Origin of the sequence: Dorea sp. YH-dor226, from assembly GCF_039832105.1 — a bacterium.
In the GTDB taxonomy this organism is placed as follows: Bacteria; Bacillota; Clostridia; order Lachnospirales; family Lachnospiraceae; genus Dorea_A.
This window is the reverse complement of record NZ_JBDOHS010000005.1, coordinates 9,549-28,068: the sequence shown is the minus strand read 5'-3', so window position 1 is coordinate 28,068 and position 18,520 is coordinate 9,549. Positions and strand designations below refer to the sequence as shown.

Annotated in this window: 20 protein-coding genes and 1 tRNA gene; all 21 read left to right on the top strand. The window is 40.3% G+C overall.

Annotated elements, in window-relative coordinates; all coding sequences use genetic code 11:
• The first annotated feature begins 98 nt into the window (after positions 1-98).
• Positions 99-986 carry a S8 family peptidase gene (locus tag ABE547_RS05815; RefSeq protein WP_347377876.1) on the top strand — a complete coding sequence of 296 codons (888 nt, stop codon included), beginning with the start codon at positions 99-101 and terminating at the stop codon, positions 984-986.
• A gap of 86 nt (positions 987-1,072) precedes the next feature.
• A complete protein-coding gene (ylxM, locus tag ABE547_RS05810) occupies positions 1,073-1,417 on the top strand; it encodes a YlxM family DNA-binding protein (RefSeq protein WP_347377875.1) in 345 nt (114 codons plus the stop codon).
• A gap of 1 nt (position 1,418) precedes the next feature.
• A complete protein-coding gene (gene ffh, locus ABE547_RS05805) occupies positions 1,419-2,771 on the top strand; it encodes a signal recognition particle protein (RefSeq protein ID WP_347377874.1) in 1,353 nt (450 codons plus the stop codon).
• A 73-nt stretch (positions 2,772-2,844) separates the two neighbouring features.
• Positions 2,845-3,090, top strand: a complete 246-nt coding sequence (rpsP, locus tag ABE547_RS05800; protein ID WP_347377873.1) for a 30S ribosomal protein S16 — start codon at positions 2,845-2,847, stop codon at positions 3,088-3,090.
• A gap of 24 nt (positions 3,091-3,114) precedes the next feature.
• Complete coding sequence (locus tag ABE547_RS05795) at positions 3,115-3,345, top strand: KH domain-containing protein (RefSeq protein WP_347377872.1); 231 nt, start codon at positions 3,115-3,117, stop codon at positions 3,343-3,345.
• A 98-nt stretch (positions 3,346-3,443) separates the two neighbouring features.
• Positions 3,444-3,950 carry a ribosome maturation factor RimM gene (rimM, locus tag ABE547_RS05790; RefSeq protein ID WP_347377871.1) on the top strand — a complete coding sequence of 169 codons (507 nt, stop codon included), beginning with the start codon at positions 3,444-3,446 and terminating at the stop codon, positions 3,948-3,950.
• Positions 3,951-3,963: 13 nt separating this feature from the next.
• The gene (gene trmD, locus ABE547_RS05785; RefSeq protein ID WP_347377870.1) at positions 3,964-4,728 is read left to right on the top strand and encodes a tRNA (guanosine(37)-N1)-methyltransferase TrmD; all 765 of its coding nucleotides are present in this window, start codon (positions 3,964-3,966) and stop codon (positions 4,726-4,728) included.
• A 293-nt stretch (positions 4,729-5,021) separates the two neighbouring features.
• Positions 5,022-5,921 carry a PD-(D/E)XK nuclease family transposase gene (locus tag ABE547_RS05780; protein ID WP_347377869.1) on the top strand — a complete coding sequence of 300 codons (900 nt, stop codon included), beginning with the start codon at positions 5,022-5,024 and terminating at the stop codon, positions 5,919-5,921.
• Between the two features lie 125 nt (positions 5,922-6,046).
• Positions 6,047-6,394: a 50S ribosomal protein L19 gene (rplS, locus tag ABE547_RS05775; protein ID WP_347377868.1), complete on the top strand. Its 348-nt coding sequence runs from the start codon at positions 6,047-6,049 to the stop codon at positions 6,392-6,394.
• A gap of 73 nt (positions 6,395-6,467) precedes the next feature.
• Positions 6,468-7,121 carry a signal peptidase I gene (gene lepB / locus ABE547_RS05770; protein ID WP_347377867.1) on the top strand — a complete coding sequence of 218 codons (654 nt, stop codon included), beginning with the start codon at positions 6,468-6,470 and terminating at the stop codon, positions 7,119-7,121.
• A 12-nt stretch (positions 7,122-7,133) separates the two neighbouring features.
• A complete protein-coding gene (ylqF, locus tag ABE547_RS05765; RefSeq protein WP_347377866.1) occupies positions 7,134-7,985 on the top strand; it encodes a ribosome biogenesis GTPase YlqF in 852 nt (283 codons plus the stop codon).
• 36 nt (positions 7,986-8,021) lie between these two features.
• Positions 8,022-8,591 (top strand): signal peptidase I, encoded by a 570-nt coding sequence (gene lepB, locus ABE547_RS05760; RefSeq protein ID WP_235249752.1) that lies wholly within the window; start codon positions 8,022-8,024, stop codon positions 8,589-8,591.
• Positions 8,584-9,243 (top strand): ribonuclease HII, encoded by a 660-nt coding sequence (locus ABE547_RS05755; RefSeq protein WP_347377865.1) that lies wholly within the window; start codon positions 8,584-8,586, stop codon positions 9,241-9,243. Before lepB (ABE547_RS05760) ends, ABE547_RS05755 begins: the two co-directional genes overlap by 8 nt.
• A gap of 30 nt (positions 9,244-9,273) precedes the next feature.
• Entirely contained in the window at positions 9,274-9,639 is a 366-nt protein-coding gene (locus ABE547_RS05750) for a YraN family protein (protein WP_347377864.1), read from the top strand.
• 11 nt (positions 9,640-9,650) lie between these two features.
• Complete coding sequence (gene pgeF, locus ABE547_RS05745; protein WP_347377863.1) at positions 9,651-10,490, top strand: peptidoglycan editing factor PgeF; 840 nt, start codon at positions 9,651-9,653, stop codon at positions 10,488-10,490.
• A 49-nt stretch (positions 10,491-10,539) separates the two neighbouring features.
• A complete protein-coding gene (locus ABE547_RS05740) occupies positions 10,540-11,421 on the top strand; it encodes a mechanosensitive ion channel domain-containing protein (protein WP_235249756.1) in 882 nt (293 codons plus the stop codon).
• 116 nt (positions 11,422-11,537) lie between these two features.
• Positions 11,538-11,610, top strand: a tRNA-Thr gene (locus tag ABE547_RS05735).
• A gap of 200 nt (positions 11,611-11,810) precedes the next feature.
• Positions 11,811-12,488: a hypothetical protein gene (locus ABE547_RS05730; protein WP_347377862.1), complete on the top strand. Its 678-nt coding sequence runs from the start codon at positions 11,811-11,813 to the stop codon at positions 12,486-12,488.
• A 340-nt stretch (positions 12,489-12,828) separates the two neighbouring features.
• A complete protein-coding gene (locus ABE547_RS05725; RefSeq protein WP_347377861.1) occupies positions 12,829-17,538 on the top strand; it encodes a Cna B-type domain-containing protein in 4,710 nt (1,569 codons plus the stop codon).
• A gap of 86 nt (positions 17,539-17,624) precedes the next feature.
• On the top strand, positions 17,625-17,972 hold the full coding sequence (locus ABE547_RS05720) for a transposase (protein ID WP_291236975.1): 348 nt from the start codon (positions 17,625-17,627) through the stop codon (positions 17,970-17,972).
• Entirely contained in the window at positions 17,962-18,483 is a 522-nt protein-coding gene (locus tag ABE547_RS05715) for a DDE-type integrase/transposase/recombinase (protein WP_347377860.1), read from the top strand. Before ABE547_RS05720 ends, ABE547_RS05715 begins: the two co-directional genes overlap by 11 nt.
• The last annotated feature ends 37 nt before the right edge of the window (positions 18,484-18,520 follow it).

The following is an 18,520-nucleotide window of genomic DNA, read 5'->3' as shown; positions in this document are numbered from 1 at the left end:
CTCCCCTTATAATAGAGACAGTACTATCTTACGACAAAACACACTGGAAATCAATTTCATTTTCTGCATATTCTGATAAAAAGGATCTGGAGTATATTATGGACAGAGTGAAAGAGAAGATTCATTACTGGTGTGAGGATACGAAAAAAAAGGGTATTGACGGGAAAAGAGTATGTACTGCAATTCTGGATACCGGATTATCGAATCATCCGGATCTGAAAGGAAGAGTCCTGGAATTTCGGGATATGGTCAATGAAAGGGCAGGTATGTATGATGACAGTGGACACGGAACACATGTGGCGGGAATTCTTGCGGGCAATGGGAAACTGTCACACGGGAAATATGCGGGAATTGCACCGGAATCATATCTTGTAGCTGTGAAAGTATTGAATCAAAAAGGTGAAGGATGTATGGAGTATATTGAAAAAGGAATTCACTGGATATATAAAGAGAGAAACAGACTTCACATTAAAGTTGTCAACATTTCTGTAGGAGCAAAAGAGAATCTTGGAAAGAAGCAGACAGAGCATCTGATTGATGCGGTTGAGATGCTTTGGGATACCGGAATGGTGGTTGTAGTATCGGCAGGAAATTATGGACCGGGAGCAGGGACGGTTGCAGTACCGGGAACCAGCAGAAAAGTAATTACTGTGGGAGCGGTCAATGACAGAAATTCTCAAAAAAACTGTTCCGGGGAAGGCCCGACGGGACAGTGTGTTGTAAAGCCGGATATTGTTGCACCGGGATACGGTATTGTCTCACTGAACAGCCGGTGGATGCAGCAAGGGGTGTCTTATGTGGAGAAAAGCGGAAGTTCTATGGCAACTCCGGTTGTGGCTGGTGCCATGGTTCTGTTGTGCAGTAAGTATCCGGATATGAGTAATGTGGAGGGAAAACTGAGGCTGAGAGAAAGAAGTGATATCACAGGAGAGAAAGAAATGGTGCAGGGCTGGGGAATGCTGAATATAGAAAAACTGTTGAAATAAAGAGGAACGTAAGAATTTTTAAAGGTGTAAAGAAAAAATACTTGACACCTGTGGGGATTTGGTATATGATATCACAGGTGAAAGAAATGAATGAAATATTAGAACAGGCTTTGCTGTATGATTTCTACGGAGAACTTCTTACAGATCACCAAAAAGAAGTGTATGAACAGTTTATACTGGAGGATCTTTCTCTGGGAGAGATTGCAAAAGAGGAAGGGATCAGCCGTCAGGGTGTTCACGATCTGATTAAACGGTGTTCGCAGTCCCTGAGAGGATATGAAGAAAAGCTTCATCTGGTGGAGAAGTTTGTAGCGATCAAAGAAAAAGTAAAGAAAATTGATGAGTTGCTGGATGGATATGAGGAGCGGCCGACGGAAGAACTGATAGCCGATATCCGAAAAATATCTGATGCAATTATAGAGGAGTTATAGAATGGCATTTGACAGCTTGACAGAAAAACTTCAGAATGTATTTAAAAACCTCAGAAGTAAGGGACGTCTGACAGAAGATGATGTGAAAGAGGCACTCAAAGAGATCAAAAGAGCGCTTCTCGCAGCAGATGTTAACTTTAAAGTCGTGAAAGATTTTATCAAAAATGTCCAGGAGAGAGCAATCGGCCAGGATGTAATGAATGGTCTGAATCCGGGACAGATGGTGATCAAGATCGTGAACGAAGAGCTTGTGAAGCTCATGGGATCTGAGACTACCGAGATCAAGCTTCAGCCCGGAAGTGCAATTACTGTTATTATGATGGCAGGTCTTCAGGGAGCAGGTAAGACAACAACTACCGCAAAACTGGCGGGAAAATATAAATTAAAAGGCAAGAAGCCGCTTCTGGTTGCATGTGATGTGTACCGGCCGGCAGCGATTAAACAGCTGCAGGTGAATGGTGAAAAACAGGGTGTGGAAGTTTTTTCCATGGGAGAGAATCACAAACCCGCCAATATTGCGAAAGCAGCAGTTGAACATGCACAGAAGAATGGCAACAACATTGTAATTCTGGATACGGCCGGACGTCTTCATATAGATGAGGATATGATGGCAGAGCTTCAGGAGATTAAAGATTCGGTAATCGTACATCAGTCAATTCTTGTCATCGATGCGATGACAGGTCAGGATGCAGTCAATGTAGCAAAAGAATTTAATGAAAAAGTCGGCATTGACGGTGTAATCGTGACAAAGCTGGATGGCGATACACGAGGCGGTGCGGCGCTGTCTGTAAAGGCAGTTACCGGAAAACCGATTCTGTATGTCGGTATGGGAGAAAAGCTTTCGGATCTGGAACAGTTTTATCCGGATCGTATGGCATCCAGAATCCTTGGTATGGGTGATGTGCTTTCTCTGATCGAAAAAGCAGAAGCTGAGATCGATGAAGAAAAAGCGAAGCAGATGACCCAGAAGCTTAAGAAAAATCAGTTTGATTTTGATGACTATCTGGAAAGCATCAGACAGATGAAGAGTATGGGCGGTCTTGGAAATGTGATGAGCATGCTCCCCGGAATGGGCATGGGAGGCATGGGCAAGATGAAAGGGCTGGATGAAGAACAGACAGCTCAGGCAGAGAAAAAGATGGCCCGAATGGAAGCAATGATCTATTCCATGACACCAAAGGAAAGAAGCAATCCGGATATTCTGAACCCATCCAGAAAACATAGAATTGCAAAGGGTGCCGGTGTGGACATCAGCGAAGTAAATCGTATGGTGAAGCAATTTGGCGAAATGAAAAAGATGATGAAGATGATGGGAAAAGGCGGTAAGAGAAACAAATTCCGTTTGCCGTTCTAACTATGGTATATCGCGCAAGACGCGTTATATAGATAAATGAAAAAAATAAACATATTTATGGAGGTAATGTAACATGGCAGTAAAAATGAGATTAAGAAGAATGGGACAGAAGAAGGCTCCTTTCTATAGAATCATCGTAGCAGATTCCAGATCACCAAGAGATGGAAAGTTCATCGCTGAGGTTGGAACTTATGATCCGAACTGTGATCCTAGTGCAATCAGCGTTGATGAGGAAGCTGCAAGAAAATGGTTGGCAAATGGAGCACAGCCGACAGAGGCAGTTGCTAAGATCTTGAAAGCAGCAGGCATTGAAAAATAATCATGCCACTGGAGGTGTGAATCTATGAAAGAGTTAGTAGAAGTCATTGCGAAAGCATTAGTTGACGACCCGAACAGCGTTGTGATCAACGAACGGGTAGAAAAGAAAACGACAATTCTGGAGGTACACGTTGCTGATTCCGATATGGGAAAAGTAATCGGAAAACAGGGACGCATCGCAAAAGCAATCCGTTCTGTCGTAAAAGCAGCTGCTGCAAAAGAAGATAAAAAAGTAGTAGTTGATATTATGGATTAACAGGTTACAGATATCAGCTGTAATGAATTGAGGTATCCGGGGACAGGTCCGTTTTTGGTCTGTCCCTTATCTATATCACGATATATGAAGGAGAAAATATGGAAGAATTGTTACAGGTTGGCGTGATTACATCCACGCATGGAGTACGCGGAGAAGTAAAAGTATATCCGACCACGGACGATGCCACACGATTTAAACAGTTAAAGCATGTCCTTCTTGATACGGGAAAAGAAACCTTGCCTTTGGAAATACAGGGAGTGAAGTTTTTTAAACAGTTTGTGATCCTCAAGTTTAAAGGCATTGATAATATAAATGACATTGAAAAATATAAGAGATGTCCGATTCTGGTAGAACGCTGTGATGCAGTTGAACTGGAGGAGGATGAATATTTTATTGCTGATATGATTGGCATGGCTGTGGAGACAGAGGAAGGTAAAGAATTTGGTACATTAAAAGACGTAATAGAGACGGGTGCCAATGATGTCTATGTGATCGACAGCATTGAGCATGGAGAAGTTCTGGTTCCGGCTATCAAAGAATGTATTCTGAATGTAAATATTGAGGAATGCAGAATGAAGATTCACCTGATGGATGGACTTGTATAGAAGAGGGCAGATTATGAATTTTTATATTATGACTTTGTTTCCGGAGATGGTGATGGATGGACTGAATACCAGTATTATCGGGAGAGCGGTCAATAACGGACTGCTTTCGATCGAAGCAATTAATATCCGGGATTATGCATTTAACAAACATAACAGTGTGGATGATTATCCATATGGCGGCGGGGCAGGAATGCTGATGCAGGCGGAACCGGTGTATCAGTGTTATAAAGCGCTGAGTGAGAAGATTACAGAGCATGCGAAGGAAAAGAACGAGGAAGAAACTGTGAAAAAGCCGCGGGTAATCTATCTCTCACCGCAGGGAAAGACATTTAACCAGGGGATGGCAGAGGAATTTGCCAAAGAAGAGGATCTGGTGTTCTTATGTGGACATTATGAAGGTATTGATGAGCGTGTACTGGAAGAAATAGTGACGGATTATGTGTCTATCGGTGATTATGTGCTGACAGGCGGAGAGCTTCCTGCGATGATCATGGTGGATTGTATTTCACGGCTTGTGCCGGGAGTACTTCATAATGATGTGTCTGCAGAATTTGAAAGTTTTCAGGATAACCTGCTGGAATATCCACAGTATTCCAGACCGGAAGTATGGCATGAGAAACGAGTGCCGGAGGTGTTGATGTCCGGACACCATGCCAATATTGAAAAGTGGCGAAGAGAGCAGTCGGTCATACGTACAGCAAAGAATCGACCTGATCTGCTGGAAAAAGCAGAACTGACACCACAGGAGAAAAAAATGGTGGAAGATTTGTCGGAATAAAAGGATTGCAGGGTAGAGTCTGAAAGTTGAGGAAAATAGGTCTGCTGCAAAATATTAGTGACAGACCTATTATAAAAAATGATGGATGACTTTGAAATCAAAACTAAAATCAGGTTTTAAAATACATTTACAGAATGAGAAACTTGTGATAATTTATTAATATACAGATGCGTTTCTTGCATCTGAAAATTGTTCTAAGCCTTTACGGCATCTTTATATCGAAGCTTCGAATCGAAGAATTACCTGACAAAATGTAAAAATTAAAAGGAGAATGTTTATGAAAGAACTGTACAATGGGAGTCAGAGGTGTGATGATGACTTACGATCCATTTTTCAAACATATATTTGATGTAGAAAAACATCCGGAAAGGTTATCGGATTTTGTGAGTTGCATTGTGAAGAAGAAATTACAAGTAAAGCACGTACTTCCCAATGAACATAGAAGAATATCTGAAAAAGGTTCCCTGTTAGTTATGGATATATTGGCTGAAACAGAAAGTGGAGAACTTGTGAATGTAGAAATTCAGAAAATAGGTTATCTGTTTCCCGGACAACGTGCTTCCTGTTATGCTGCCGATATGATTATGCGTCAATATGAACGGGAAAAAAGCAACCGTGGAGAAAAGTTTACTTATAAAGATATGAAAAAGGTATATACAATAGTAATTATAGAAAAGAGTGGAAAAGAATTCAAAAAACATCCGAATCATTATGTTCATGGTGGCACATGGAAATTTTCTACAGGTTTGGAATTAGATATGCTGGAAGAATTTTATTATGTTCCGCTTGATATTTTCTTTGATATAGAAGATAATAAAATAGAAGAAACAAAAATGAGTGAACTTGCAGCATGGTTGTATTTTATAGGATCGGATCAGTTAAGGCATATCCAGAAGGTTGTAGAAAGATATCCGAAGTTTGAGGAGATGTATCGGGAAATTGTTCGTTTTCGATACCATCCTGAGGAGGCGATAGGGATGTTTTCAGAGGCGTTGAAAGTATTGGATGAAAATACAGTGACTTATATGGTAGAAGAGATGAAGCAGGAGCTGGAAGAAAAAGATAAAAAGCTGGAAGAAAAAGATAAAAAGCTGGAAGAAAAAGACATAAAATTGTTAGAGAAAGAAAGAGCATTAGAAGAAAGCAGACATGAGATTGAGAGATTAAAAGAACTTTTACAAGCTGAAAAATAAGTTGCAGAAAAACCTTGCAAATAGATGACGAATATGATAAACTATAGCATGTTGTGAAGAAAATAGATGGTCCTCTGGTACGAATTGTATTAAGAACATCCAAGTAAACAAGGAGGTCACACATCATGAACGATATCATTAAGAACATCGAAGCAGAGCAGTTAAAAGAACAGGCTCCGGAGTTCCGCGTTGGCGATACTGTAAGAGTATACGGAAAGATCAAAGAAGGAAACCGTGAAAGAGTTCAGGTTTTCGAAGGAACAGTCCTTAAGAGACAGGGCGGCGGAGCAAGAGAAACATTTACAGTTAGAAAGAATTCTAACGGAATCGGCGTTGAAAAGACATGGCCGCTGCATTCTCCAAACGTAGAGAAGGTTGAAGTAGTAAGAAGAGGTAAAGTAAGAAGAGCTAAACTGAACTACTTAAGAGACCGCGTTGGTAAGAAAGCAAAAGTAAAAGAATTAGTAAGATAGTAAAATTGTAAACAAAGAAGGAAAAAGGACAACTACATAATGTAATTGTCCTTTTCTGATATAAGGGGAATCTATGAGACACAGACGAAAGGAACTGGATTTCAACAGGAAAAGGCGGAAAGTCAATGCATATAACAGGCGTCGTCGAAAAGGAATTGGGAAGATCAAAAGACCGAGAAAAAAGTTTCATCTGAATCTGGAATATCTGGCGGTTGTCGGAAGATGGATATTTAAAATTGCAGTTACCTGTCTTCTGGCATTTGTTGCAGTGTGGTATTTTGGACAGAGTGTCAGTACAGTGGGGGATTCCATGAGTCCGGTGCTCAGTAATGCAGATGTAGTGCTGACGAATCGGATTCTGTATAATGCTTCTTCTCCCAGGAGAGGAGATATCATCGTCTTTAAGCCAAAGGGCAATGAAAATGCGCATTATTATATTAAAAGAATTATCGGTCTTCCGGGAGAGACGGTGGAGATCATAGAGAACAATGTATATATAGACGGTGAAAAACTGGAAGAAGATTACGCAACATCAGAAATGGGAGATGTCGGAATTGCGGATGAAAAGATAGAACTTGCCGGTGACGAGTATTTTGTGCTCGGGGATAACCGTGAGAGCAGTGAGGACAGCAGAAATGCAGATATCGGCAACGTTAAGCGGGAATATATATACGGAAAAGCGTGGTTTGTAGTATCCCCGAGAAAACATTTTGGATTCATAAAGTAAGGAGTAATAATTATGCATTTTCAATGGTACCCGGGTCATATGACCAAGGCAAAACGTATGATGCAGGAGAATATTAAGCTGATTGATCTGGTAATAGAACTTGTGGATGCGAGAGTGCCAGTGAGCAGCAGAAACCCGGACATCGATGAAATTGGGAAAAATAAAGCGAGACTGATCCTGCTGAATAAAGCGGATCTTGCAGAAGACAGATGGAATGATGCATGGATGGAGTATTTTCGTGAAAAAGGATTTTCTGTGGTAAAAGTGAATTCCAAAAAAGGCGGAGGAGTGAAATCCATTCACAGTGTGATTCAGGAAGCGTGTAAAGAAAAGATTGAGAGAGACAGAAAACGTGGGATTTTAAACAGACCGGTTCGCGCTATGGTTGTTGGTATTCCGAATGTGGGCAAATCTACATTTATTAATGCACTGGCTGGAAAAAGCTGTGCAAAAACAGGAAACAAGCCGGGCGTCACGAAGGGAAAGCAATGGATACGCCTGAATAAAAACGTAGAACTTCTGGATACGCCAGGAATCCTGTGGCCGAAATTTGAGGATCAGAGCGTTGGATTGAAACTGGCATTTATCGGCTCGATCAAGGACGAAATCCTGCAGACGGAAGAACTCGCCGCAGAGTTGATCAAGTTCATGAATCAATTTTATCCGGGAGTGCTGGAAGAAAAATATAATGTCACTTCTGAAGAAGATGCATATGTGATGCTACGAGCGATCGCAGACAGCAGGCATTGTCTTCTGAAAGGGAATGAGATTGATACAGAGAAAGCAGCAGCATTACTTCTGGATGATTTCCGTGGCGGACGCCTCGGGAGACTGACACTGGAATATCCACAGGAAGTGTGCTAGAATCGGGGGAGAAAGATTCATAAAGGGGATAATTATATGACAGAACATACAGAAAAAGAACAAGAAGAAAGAAGCATCTTACGCGAACTGGGTGGATGGATCGTGTATATCCTGATCATTATCGGCCTGACTTATCTGATCATTACATTTGTCGGTCAGAGAACCAGAGTGAGTGGGTCTTCGATGGAGACAACACTCAGTGATGGAGACAACCTGATCGTTGAAAAGATTTCCTATCGTTTTCGTGATCCAAAGCGCTATGATATCATAGTATTTCCTTATAAATATGAGAAAAATACATATTATATCAAGAGGATCATCGGTCTTCCGGGAGAAACGGTGCAGATTATCGACGGATATGTATATATTAATGGCGAACAGCTGACCAGCGATGTCTATGGTGCAGAAGTGATAGAGAATCCACAGACGGCGGCAGAACCTATAACGCTAGGAGAAGAAGAATACTTTGTGCTGGGCGATAACCGGAATCACAGTCAGGACAGTCGGGATCCCAGTGTCGGAGTTCTGAAAAAGGAAGATCTGATCGGAAGAGCCTGGGTGCGCATCTATCCTTTTGATGAGATGGGAGTGATCCGCCATGAATAAGAGGGAAGAGGAAAGGCTGCGAAAGCAGCAGGAAAAGCTGGAGAAGGAAATTGCACGTACAGAGGCAATGAGCGTGTATGAAAGGGAATACAGTCATTATGCCACTATATGTGGAATAGATGAAGTGGGCAGGGGACCGCTTGCAGGGCCGGTTGTGGCAGGAGCGGTGATCCTGCCCAAAGACATTCCGATCCTGTATCTGAATGACTCCAAAAAATTGTCAGAGAAAAAGAGAGAAGCTTTATACGACGAGATTATGGAGCATGCAGTGGCAACGGGAATTGGAATTGTCGCTCCTGCGAGAATTGATGAGATCAATATCCTGCAGGCAACCTATGAGGCTATGCGTATGGCCATTGAGAATCTGAAGGTCAGACCGGATCTGCTCTTAAATGATGCAGTGACGATCCCGGAGGTGGATATTCCTCAGGTGCCGATCATCAAAGGAGATGCCAAGAGTGTGTCCATCGCGGCGGCGAGTATCATCGCAAAGGTTACCAGGGATCGGATGATGGTGGAATATGATCAGATCATTCCGGGGTATGACTTTGCGAGCAATAAAGGGTATGGAACCAAGGCTCATATTGCGGGTCTGAAAGAGCACGGGCCTTCGCCGATCCACAGAAGGACATTTATTAAGAACTTTATATAAAACTGTACAGACAACTGAAGGAGTGTGTGCATGACTGCACGTCGATGTAATAAGCGCAGTATAGGTGCTGAATATGAGAAGAGAGCTGGAGATTATCTGAAAACACTTGGATATGAGATTCTGGAATATAACTATCGATGCAAGATGGGAGAAGTCGATATCGTAGCGAGAGATGGTGAATATCTGGTATTCTGTGAGGTGAAGTATCGTACAGATGAACGGAAAGGACATCCGGCAGAGGCAGTCGGATTCGGGAAGCAGAAAGTACTGTCAAAGTGTGCACTGGCATATCTTATGATGCATGGGCTGGCGGACGTGGCGTGCAGATTTGATGTGATCAGCATTGAAGGGGATAAGTTCACACTTTATCAGAATGCATTTGACTATATCGGATAAGGAGATGTGTGATGAGTCTGGGATTGATCTATAAAAACAATGAACATATATTGGATGAAAAGGAAGAAAACGGAGTTCCCTTCCTTTCGTATCCAATGCTGGAAAAAACGGGAGTTGTATATCATGGCTTTTCCACCAGACTTGGCGGAGTCAGTAAGGGACCGTGTGCAACGATGAATATCAGTACGACCAGAGGAGATGATCCGCAGGCGGTTGCTGAGAACTGCAGAAGAATTGCGGCGGCGATCGGAGTGCGGGCAGAAGATCTGACATATACACACCAGACGCATACGACTAATGTGGCTGTGGTAAAGGAACAGGATCGCGGGAGACGGTTCATGGAAACAGATGGACTGGTAACGGACGTACCGGGAATCTGCCTGGTCACATTCTATGCGGATTGTGTTCCGTTGTATTTTGTGGATCCGGTGAAAAAAGTGATTGGCCTGAGCCATTCCGGATGGAGAGGAACGGTTCATAAGATGGGCAAGGTAACGGTAGAGACAATGAGCCGTGAGTATGGTACAGATCCGAAAGATATCTATGCGGCAATCGGGCCGTCCATCTGTCAGGATTGTTATGAGGTCAGTGAAGATGTGATTGATGAATTTCGGCAATATTTTGAACAGAAGCTCTGGCCGGAATTATTTTACCGAAAAGAAAATGGAAAGTATCAACTGAATCTGTGGAAGGCCAATGAAGCAGTGCTGACTGAAGCGGGGATCCCGAAGAAGCAGATTGCTGTGACGAATGTCTGCACACACTGTAACCCGGAGATTCTGTTTTCACACCGGGCGACCGGTAATAAAAGAGGAAATTTGAGTGCATTTCTGGCTTTAAAAGAGGAATAAAAGCGAGCGACAGAAAAATGATAAGACTTGAAAAGAGGAGAAAGCTGATATGGATACAACAAGCGTAGAGGAAATGACGCAGGAAACAACAGAAGAAATTAACGCTTTTTTGCAGTATTTTCATAATAATACAGGAAACCTGATCGGATTCGGCCTAAAAGTAGTATATGCGATTATCATCTTTATCATCGGACGTTATCTGATCAAATGGGTGAGAAAGATTGTGAAATCTGCTTTTGCCCGCTCCAGTGCGGATGCAGGCGTTGCCACATTCGTAGACTCATTGCTGAAGTTTGGTCTATATGCGATCCTGATCTTCACAATCGCAACGAAGTTTGGAGTGGATACGGCCTCCGTAGCCGCAATCATAGCATCAGCCGGCGTTGCAGTGGGTCTGGCATTGCAGGGAAGCCTGTCAAACTTTGCCGGCGGTGTTCTGATTCTGATGCTGAAGCCGTTTGTAGTCGGGGATTATATTATAGAAGACAATCATAAAAATGAAGGAACCGTAAAAGAGATACAGCTCTTTTACACGAAGCTTACCACGATTGACAATAAGACGGTTATTATACCGAATGGCATGTTGACGAACAACAGTCTGACCAATGTCACAGAGAAGGATGAACGATGCCTGGAACTGAAGTTCGGAATCTCTTATGATTCAGATCTGCGCAAAGCGAAAGAAGTGGCAAGGCGTCTGCTTGATCAGGAGGACCGGATCATGAAAGACAAAGATATACGGATTTTTGTGGATGAGCTTGCAGCAAGTTCCGTCGTGATCGGAATGCGTGCCTGGGTAAGTACAGAAGAATACTGGAACGTAAAGTGGAAGCTGCAGGAAGAGATCAAGCTTGCCATGGATGCGGAAGGAATTGAGATTCCATATCAGAAGCTGGATGTTCATGTAAAAGAAAACCGTGTAAAGCCTTAATCATTTACAAGGCTTTACACGGTAGCCTGAAAGCAATAAAAATAAAATTTCTATTGACAAAATATATTGGTACGCGTATACTTTAACACGTACGGAAAAAAGTACATACATTTCATGCTGGAATAGCTCAGTCGGTAGAGCACTTCACTCGTAATGAAGGGGTCGTCGGTTCAAGTCCGATTTCCAGCTTAAGCACAATCCCGGAACAAGGGGTTGTGTTTTTTTGTGTTACGATATATTAATAATATTTATGTTGGATTTTTGAAAATTTTACAGAACTGTGATAGTTAGAATGTAATTTTTACGATATAATACGATATATGTAGATTGTCGGATTATCAGAAGGCAAGTATTTGCCAGGTAATATTGCGTAATATCAGGAAGGAACAGTGATCAGAAGAATGAAACAGGGAATAAACAGAAAGGAAATTGAGAAAGAATCAAAACAGGAGATCGAACAGATTGCCGTTGATATGGAAAATGAAAAGTATGAACTCAGATATCAGTATGTGGTTGGAATTCTCGAAGCGAAGATTAATATCATCAACGAGCAGCTGTCACGGGAATATCATCGTGAGATTATCCGGGATGTTAACAGCAGGTTGAAAAAACCGGACAGTATTCATGCCAAGCTTGTGCGTAAAGGGTACGAGAGAAACTTTGCCACCGCAAAGAAGAAGTTGAATGATCTGATTGGAATACGAATCGTCTGCCTGTTTCAGGATGACATATACAGAATTGCAGAAATGCTGGAAAAACAGCAGGATCTGGAGATCATTAAGGTGAAGGACTATATTGAAAAACCGAAAAAGAATGGCTATATGAGTCTTCATCTGATTGTTGATCTGCCAATCTATCTGGGGGATAAAAAAGAGACGAAGAGAGCAGAGATTCAGATCCGTACAACAGCAATGGATTTCTGGTCGGTGCTCGATTACCAGATGATATATAAAAAGGATGTAAAAGGAGCAGAAGAAGCGGCAAAAGAGCTGAAGGGATATTCGGAGGAAATAGCTGCTCTTGACAGAAAGATGGTAAAGCTCAGGGAGAAGATTGCAAGGATATAGTATATATAGAAAGATTCGGCAAGTTGCGTGTATTTTTTTAAAAATACGAAAAATGACTGCAGGGACAGCAGAGATGCTTTGAACTGCAGTTTTTTTATTGCCAAATACAGGAAAAAGGAAGTTTGTATTAGCGATATATTTATAGAATATATTTCGGAGGTTTTGAAGAAAATCTCACAAATAACATGGGAATTGTATATGAATAACAATTAATGCTAACAAATGGAAGTTAAAAATATGAAATAAATGTGTGAAAAATATATAAAATATGGTATAATAATACAAATTAGGGCTGATTATTAATAGAGGATAGAGAAATTAAGGAAAAGGAGGTGCCGGGATGAGTTCTTCATTAACAAATCACACAAAAAATGCTCTCCAGAAACAGAAGAGGAAGAAAAGGTGGCAGAAAGTATTAAGCGTTCTAGCTGCAGTTGTTGTGTTTGTAACGACATATATGTTGATCCTTCCGGCAATAACACTGGAAAATAATGTAGTCTGCGGAAAGGAAGAACATACACATACAGAGGATTGCTATACAATAAAACCAGAAACAAAGGAACTTACCTGTACATTAGAATCCTTGGAACTCCACAAACATACGAGTGCTTGTTATGATGCAGAGAAAAATCTGATTTGTGGAATTGCAGATTATGTAGTGCATACACATGATGAGAATTGTTATGATGAAACTGGAAAACTTATCTGTGTATTGGCTGAGATTAAAGAACATCAGCATACAGATTCTTGCTATAGTGATGGAGAGTTGATTTGTGCCGAGCAAGAGGTTGCTCTTCATGAACATACGGCTGCATGTTATGATGAAACTGGTATTTTGATTTGTGGAATGCTTGAAACAAAAGAACATCAGCATACAGATGATTGTTTTAATACGACATTGGAAATAAAAGAATTAGTCTGCAAAAAAGAAGAACATCAGCATACGGAACAATGCTATGAAACAGAAGAAAAGAAGGTAGAAGGACAATCTGGTGAAACAGAAGATATTATACAAGAAAGTTCATTGCCAGTTGCAGAAGTTAATGCAGTAGAACGTTCGTACTCATTAATGTCAGGACGTTCGATTTCTGCTCTTCCAGAGAATCTTGGAGAGGATTTTGAACAATATATTACAGAAGTAACAGTTCAGAAGATTGTGAATGGTAACTGGACAGAGTCTACAGAGTTTAAGAACGGAGATCAAGTTCGTGTTACGCTAAATTATTCAATTCCGGCAGGAATTATTACAAGTACTTCTAAAACAATTCATTACCAACTCCCTGCTGGCGTGCTTCCTAATGAAAGCTTATCGGGACGTGTTTACTGGCAAGGTAAAGATGTTGGAGATTATTATATTGATGAGAGTGGAATGATTGTTATTATATTTGATGATTCGTTTGCTGAGGGTGGAGAAGCAATTGACGGTGATATTTATTTTGAAGGTACTGTTAGTTCCGACAATACAGGAGAAGATAAAGAAATCCAATTTGGCGGAGATGGAGGAACGATTATTATCAAGAAAGACGAGGAAGAACAACAGGCAGGCGATATTAATATAGATAAACAATCAACGATTAGCGAAGATAGAAATTCGATTACGTATAAGGTTACAATCGGAACAACCAATGGTACAGGAAAAGAAGTAAAATTTGAAGATTGGTTGACGAATGGTACTTTTAATAGTGATTCAATTGTAATTGAGAAAATAGATGCATCAGGTAATAGCTCTTCAATAACAGGAGTAACTCCGGTCATTGAAGCTAGCAATAATCAGCAACATTTGGTGATAGATGCATTGCAGGAATTGCAGAGCAATGAAACATATGTAATTACATATACAGTTACACCAGGAACCGCAGACAGTGATGGAAAGTTGTATGTTACAAATTATGCGTGTGCGAATGGTGCAAGTAAATGGAATGAAACAAAAGTGTCTGAAAAAGTAATAACAAAAAGTGGTTATTATGATGAAGATGCTGAAAAAATAACATGGACGGTTACGATTAATCCTGGAGGACAAAATCTGAATGGATATACATTGTCGGATACATTGGATGGAAATGAGCTAACCAATAAAACCGCAATATTAAAGAACGAAACAACTGGTACTTCAACGGAAATCTCTTTACCATATGTATTCAGTGAAGATACCACAGATGTATATTCATATACGATTGTTTATGAAACGGAAGTTTCTCATGATAGCAATACAGTGAATAATAGTGTCGAATTAAGTAACGGGACAGACCAGTCTTACTCAACTGGAAGTAATGTCGGAATAACTAAACGAGATTGGGGATTAAACAAAAGTAAAATAAGCGAGGAAAAAGATTCTGACGGAAATCAGAAATACAAATGGCAAACTAACATTACACTTCCAAATCAAAGTATTTCTAGTTTAGAGTCATTTGTTTATACAGACATGATACTTGGGGATGATGGACAGCAAAATGAAGATGTTCATTATGGAACAGTTGATGATATTTCAAACTTGATTTCGGAGACATTAACACTCCAGTATGTAGAATCAGGAGAGCAAAAGACTGTTTCATTTAAAAGTAATACAAACGAATTTGAAAAGTACTTTAAGTACGAAATAAAATTCTATAACACAACTGGATCAGAGGTTAGTGGTGAAAGCAGTAAAGTAACATCTTTTAAGATTACATTCATTCCTCAGAAAGACAACATAGAAGGAATTGTAGGAAAAACGATTTATTTTAATTATCCTACTACTGGGGTAACATCAAATGTTGCAGAAGGAACAACAATTACATTAAAAAATGTGGGAGAGATACCAAACCATAGTACGGAAGCATCTGTAAATTATACAAACCCACAGAGACTTCAAAAGGCAAGTTCAGGGACAGGATTTATGAATCCTCCAACGGAATTTGTATATGTAGGAAATGATTCTACTTGGAATGGTTTTAAGTCAGACGGTTCGTCTGTAGAACTTGATTCAGGTGATAGCGGAATGCTTTATTACCGACTAATAATAAGACCTGATAGTAATGATAGTGACATTGTTTTACAAGATATGTTGCCAGAAGGGGTTCACTATGTTGAGGAGAGCGGATATGCATTGTATTGCAGTGTTAATGATTCGGGTTTAACGGCAATATGGCCATCGGAAGGCGGACACGATCTAACAGTTGAAGATAATAAACCGACTTTTACTCAGCAAGATCACTTATTAACGATTAAACTTCCGGCTGGATTTAAAACAAATTGGCCGATTGCTATATTTTATGCAGTATCTATTGACAATGGAGCGATTCAAGGAGGAGAAATCAAGGATTTTGTAAATTCGGTTAGTTGGGGAGAAAGAAGTGCGTCAACTACAACAACAGTAACAAAAGAAAAAGAGATTGTGGCGAAGGTAGGAGAGCAACTTTCAACTACTGATGAAAGTGGAAATGTGGTTTGGCTGGATGAGGTTGAATACAATGTGGTGATTAATCCGACAAAGGATAATTTAGATATTAATAGCGATACTTTAACGTTGTATGATACATTGACATATTCTAATCTGGATGGGATATATCTGGATTTGTCAAATGTTCAACTTTATACATATGATCTAAATAATGCGGAAAATAATTATAAGGGAGAATTGATTGATTCGTCACGTTATCAGGTGGCTTATAATAATGTAGAAAGCGGAAAACAAGTGTTGACTGTTAAGCTTCCAGATGAATTAGCATGTGTGTTAACATACCGATATACTTATGATAAGGGATCAAGTGCTGTTGGAAGTATTCAAATAAATAATGAGGTGAATCTGGCAGGGAAAAGTAGCAAGGTTGAAAATCTTGAGTTGAAAGATAATATATCTGGAGCACATGTTAACAAAACGAAAATAAAAATATATAAAGTGGATAGCGAAGATTATTCAAAATTACTTCAGGGTGCGGAATTCCAGCTTTTAAGTTATCATAAACAAGGGGAAGAAGGATTTGAAAATGCTCCAGGATGGAAACCGCATACTCCTAATTTAGTGACGGATGAGAATGGGGAGTTTGTATTAGAAGCAGACAGTAGTGCAACTGCAGGTGAAGTGCTTCGAGAAAATACACTTTATAAATTGAAAGAAATAAGTGCTCCTAAAGGATATATTAAAACGGATAAAGAGTATTATTTTGTTTGGTTAAATGATAAGCAGACGTTAGAAACATTGTGGTGGTCTCTTAATGGTGAGACAAGGACTGAAATTGGAGTTATGAATAATATTCAAGTACTTGGTAAAAATGGTGGAAATATCTATATACCAAATGAATATACCAGTATTGGAGTACAAAAAGTATGGCTTGACCAGAATGGAGTGGCAATTGATCCGGGAATCGATGAAATTCAAGTCCAGTTGATGCAAAATACAAAAGTTTCAGATGGATACCATGTTAAAATCCAGTTTAGCTCTGCATATGGTAAAGAAATTAATATATGTGTAAAAAAAGGTACAAGCATTAAATTGACGGTTGAACAGCCTACGTGGTCAGTTGGGCAAGAGAATCAGTGGTATGTAACTAAGAATAATGAAAGGTTTGAAAAGAAGAGTGAGATTGTAAAAGGGTGCCCTACAATAGAAACAAATGAAATTGTAGAAGACAATTGTACATTGATGGTATATGGTTATTTAGAGACAAACACTCCTGTTACAGTTGACTTCACTGACCCTGATTATATAGTTGGTGAATATGAAAAAGTGGGAGAACCCATACGATTAAATGATGAGAACCAATGGACATATGTGTGGGAAAACTTGCAGAAGCAGAATGAATCTGGGGAGGGGTTGTATTATTCGGTTGAAGAAATTACTGCAGTAAATGGGTATCTTACATCTTATACAAACAATAATGGAATTCAAGATGGAGAAATCGTAATCACAAACACAAAGGAAGAAAAAACAGATTTTACACTTCCAGAAACCGGTGGCTCCGGCACAATTAAATATATCATGGGAGGAATCCTGCTGATGCTGGCTTCTGCCCTTCTGTATATAAAACAACATTTAAAGGAGGGAAGAAGAAGGCATATCCGAAGATTATAATGGTCTCATAAATTAAGACACTTTTTCGGACAGATTTTAATGAATCTGATATACTAAAATCAGTATGAAAGAGAGGATTCATTATCATGTCCAGACAGAGAAGAAATTTTAGTGCCAAATTTAAATCAGACCTTGTAATTGAGTTGCTTAAGGGCGAGAAAGATCTTAATACCCTGGCAACTGAAAATAACATCCAGCCCAACCTGCTCCGCAACTGGAAAAAAGAATTCCTGAACAATGCTTCTGTTGTGTTCGACGACAAGCGCGAGGAAAATCTCAGAGAAAAACTTTCCGAAGAACGCAAAGAAAAAGCGGAGTATGCCAAAAAGGTTGGTCAGTTAACTATGCAGGTTGACTGGCTCAAAAAAAAATCTGAAGAAGTTTGCGGACCTGACTACGAGAGTAAGTTTAGTCCAAAGCCTTTTGACGACTAAGGAAATCCCGGTTTCTGTTGGAGCCAGGCTGCTTGATATCAATCGCACAAGCATTTATTACAAGGGTACACCTGTATCAGAAGAAGAACTGGCCTGCAAAGAGATTATTGATCATCTTCATACGGATAATCCTACCTGGGGTGCAAGACAAATGTCTGCACAACTGAAAGCCCGTGGCTATCATGTTGGCCGTCGCAAAGCAAGGCGCTACATGAATGAAATGGATATTTATCCGATCTATCCAAAGATGAACCTTTCCAAACGGATGCAACAGGCTAAGGTATGCCCTTATCTTCTTCGTAATGCAGTCATAAACAAGCCGAATCAGGCTTGGTCTGTTGACATTACATATATTCCAATCAAGCGCGGATTTCTGTATCTGACTGCCGTAATCGATTGGTATAGCCGTTGTATTGTCGGCTGGGAGGTCGATGATACACTTGATACCAGAATGGTCATCAACGCCCTGAAAAAGGCGGAAAAAGTCCCGCAACTACTGGTAAGACCATAGTTCACATAGTAGCTGGAGGGTCGGCTGTTATGTTGCC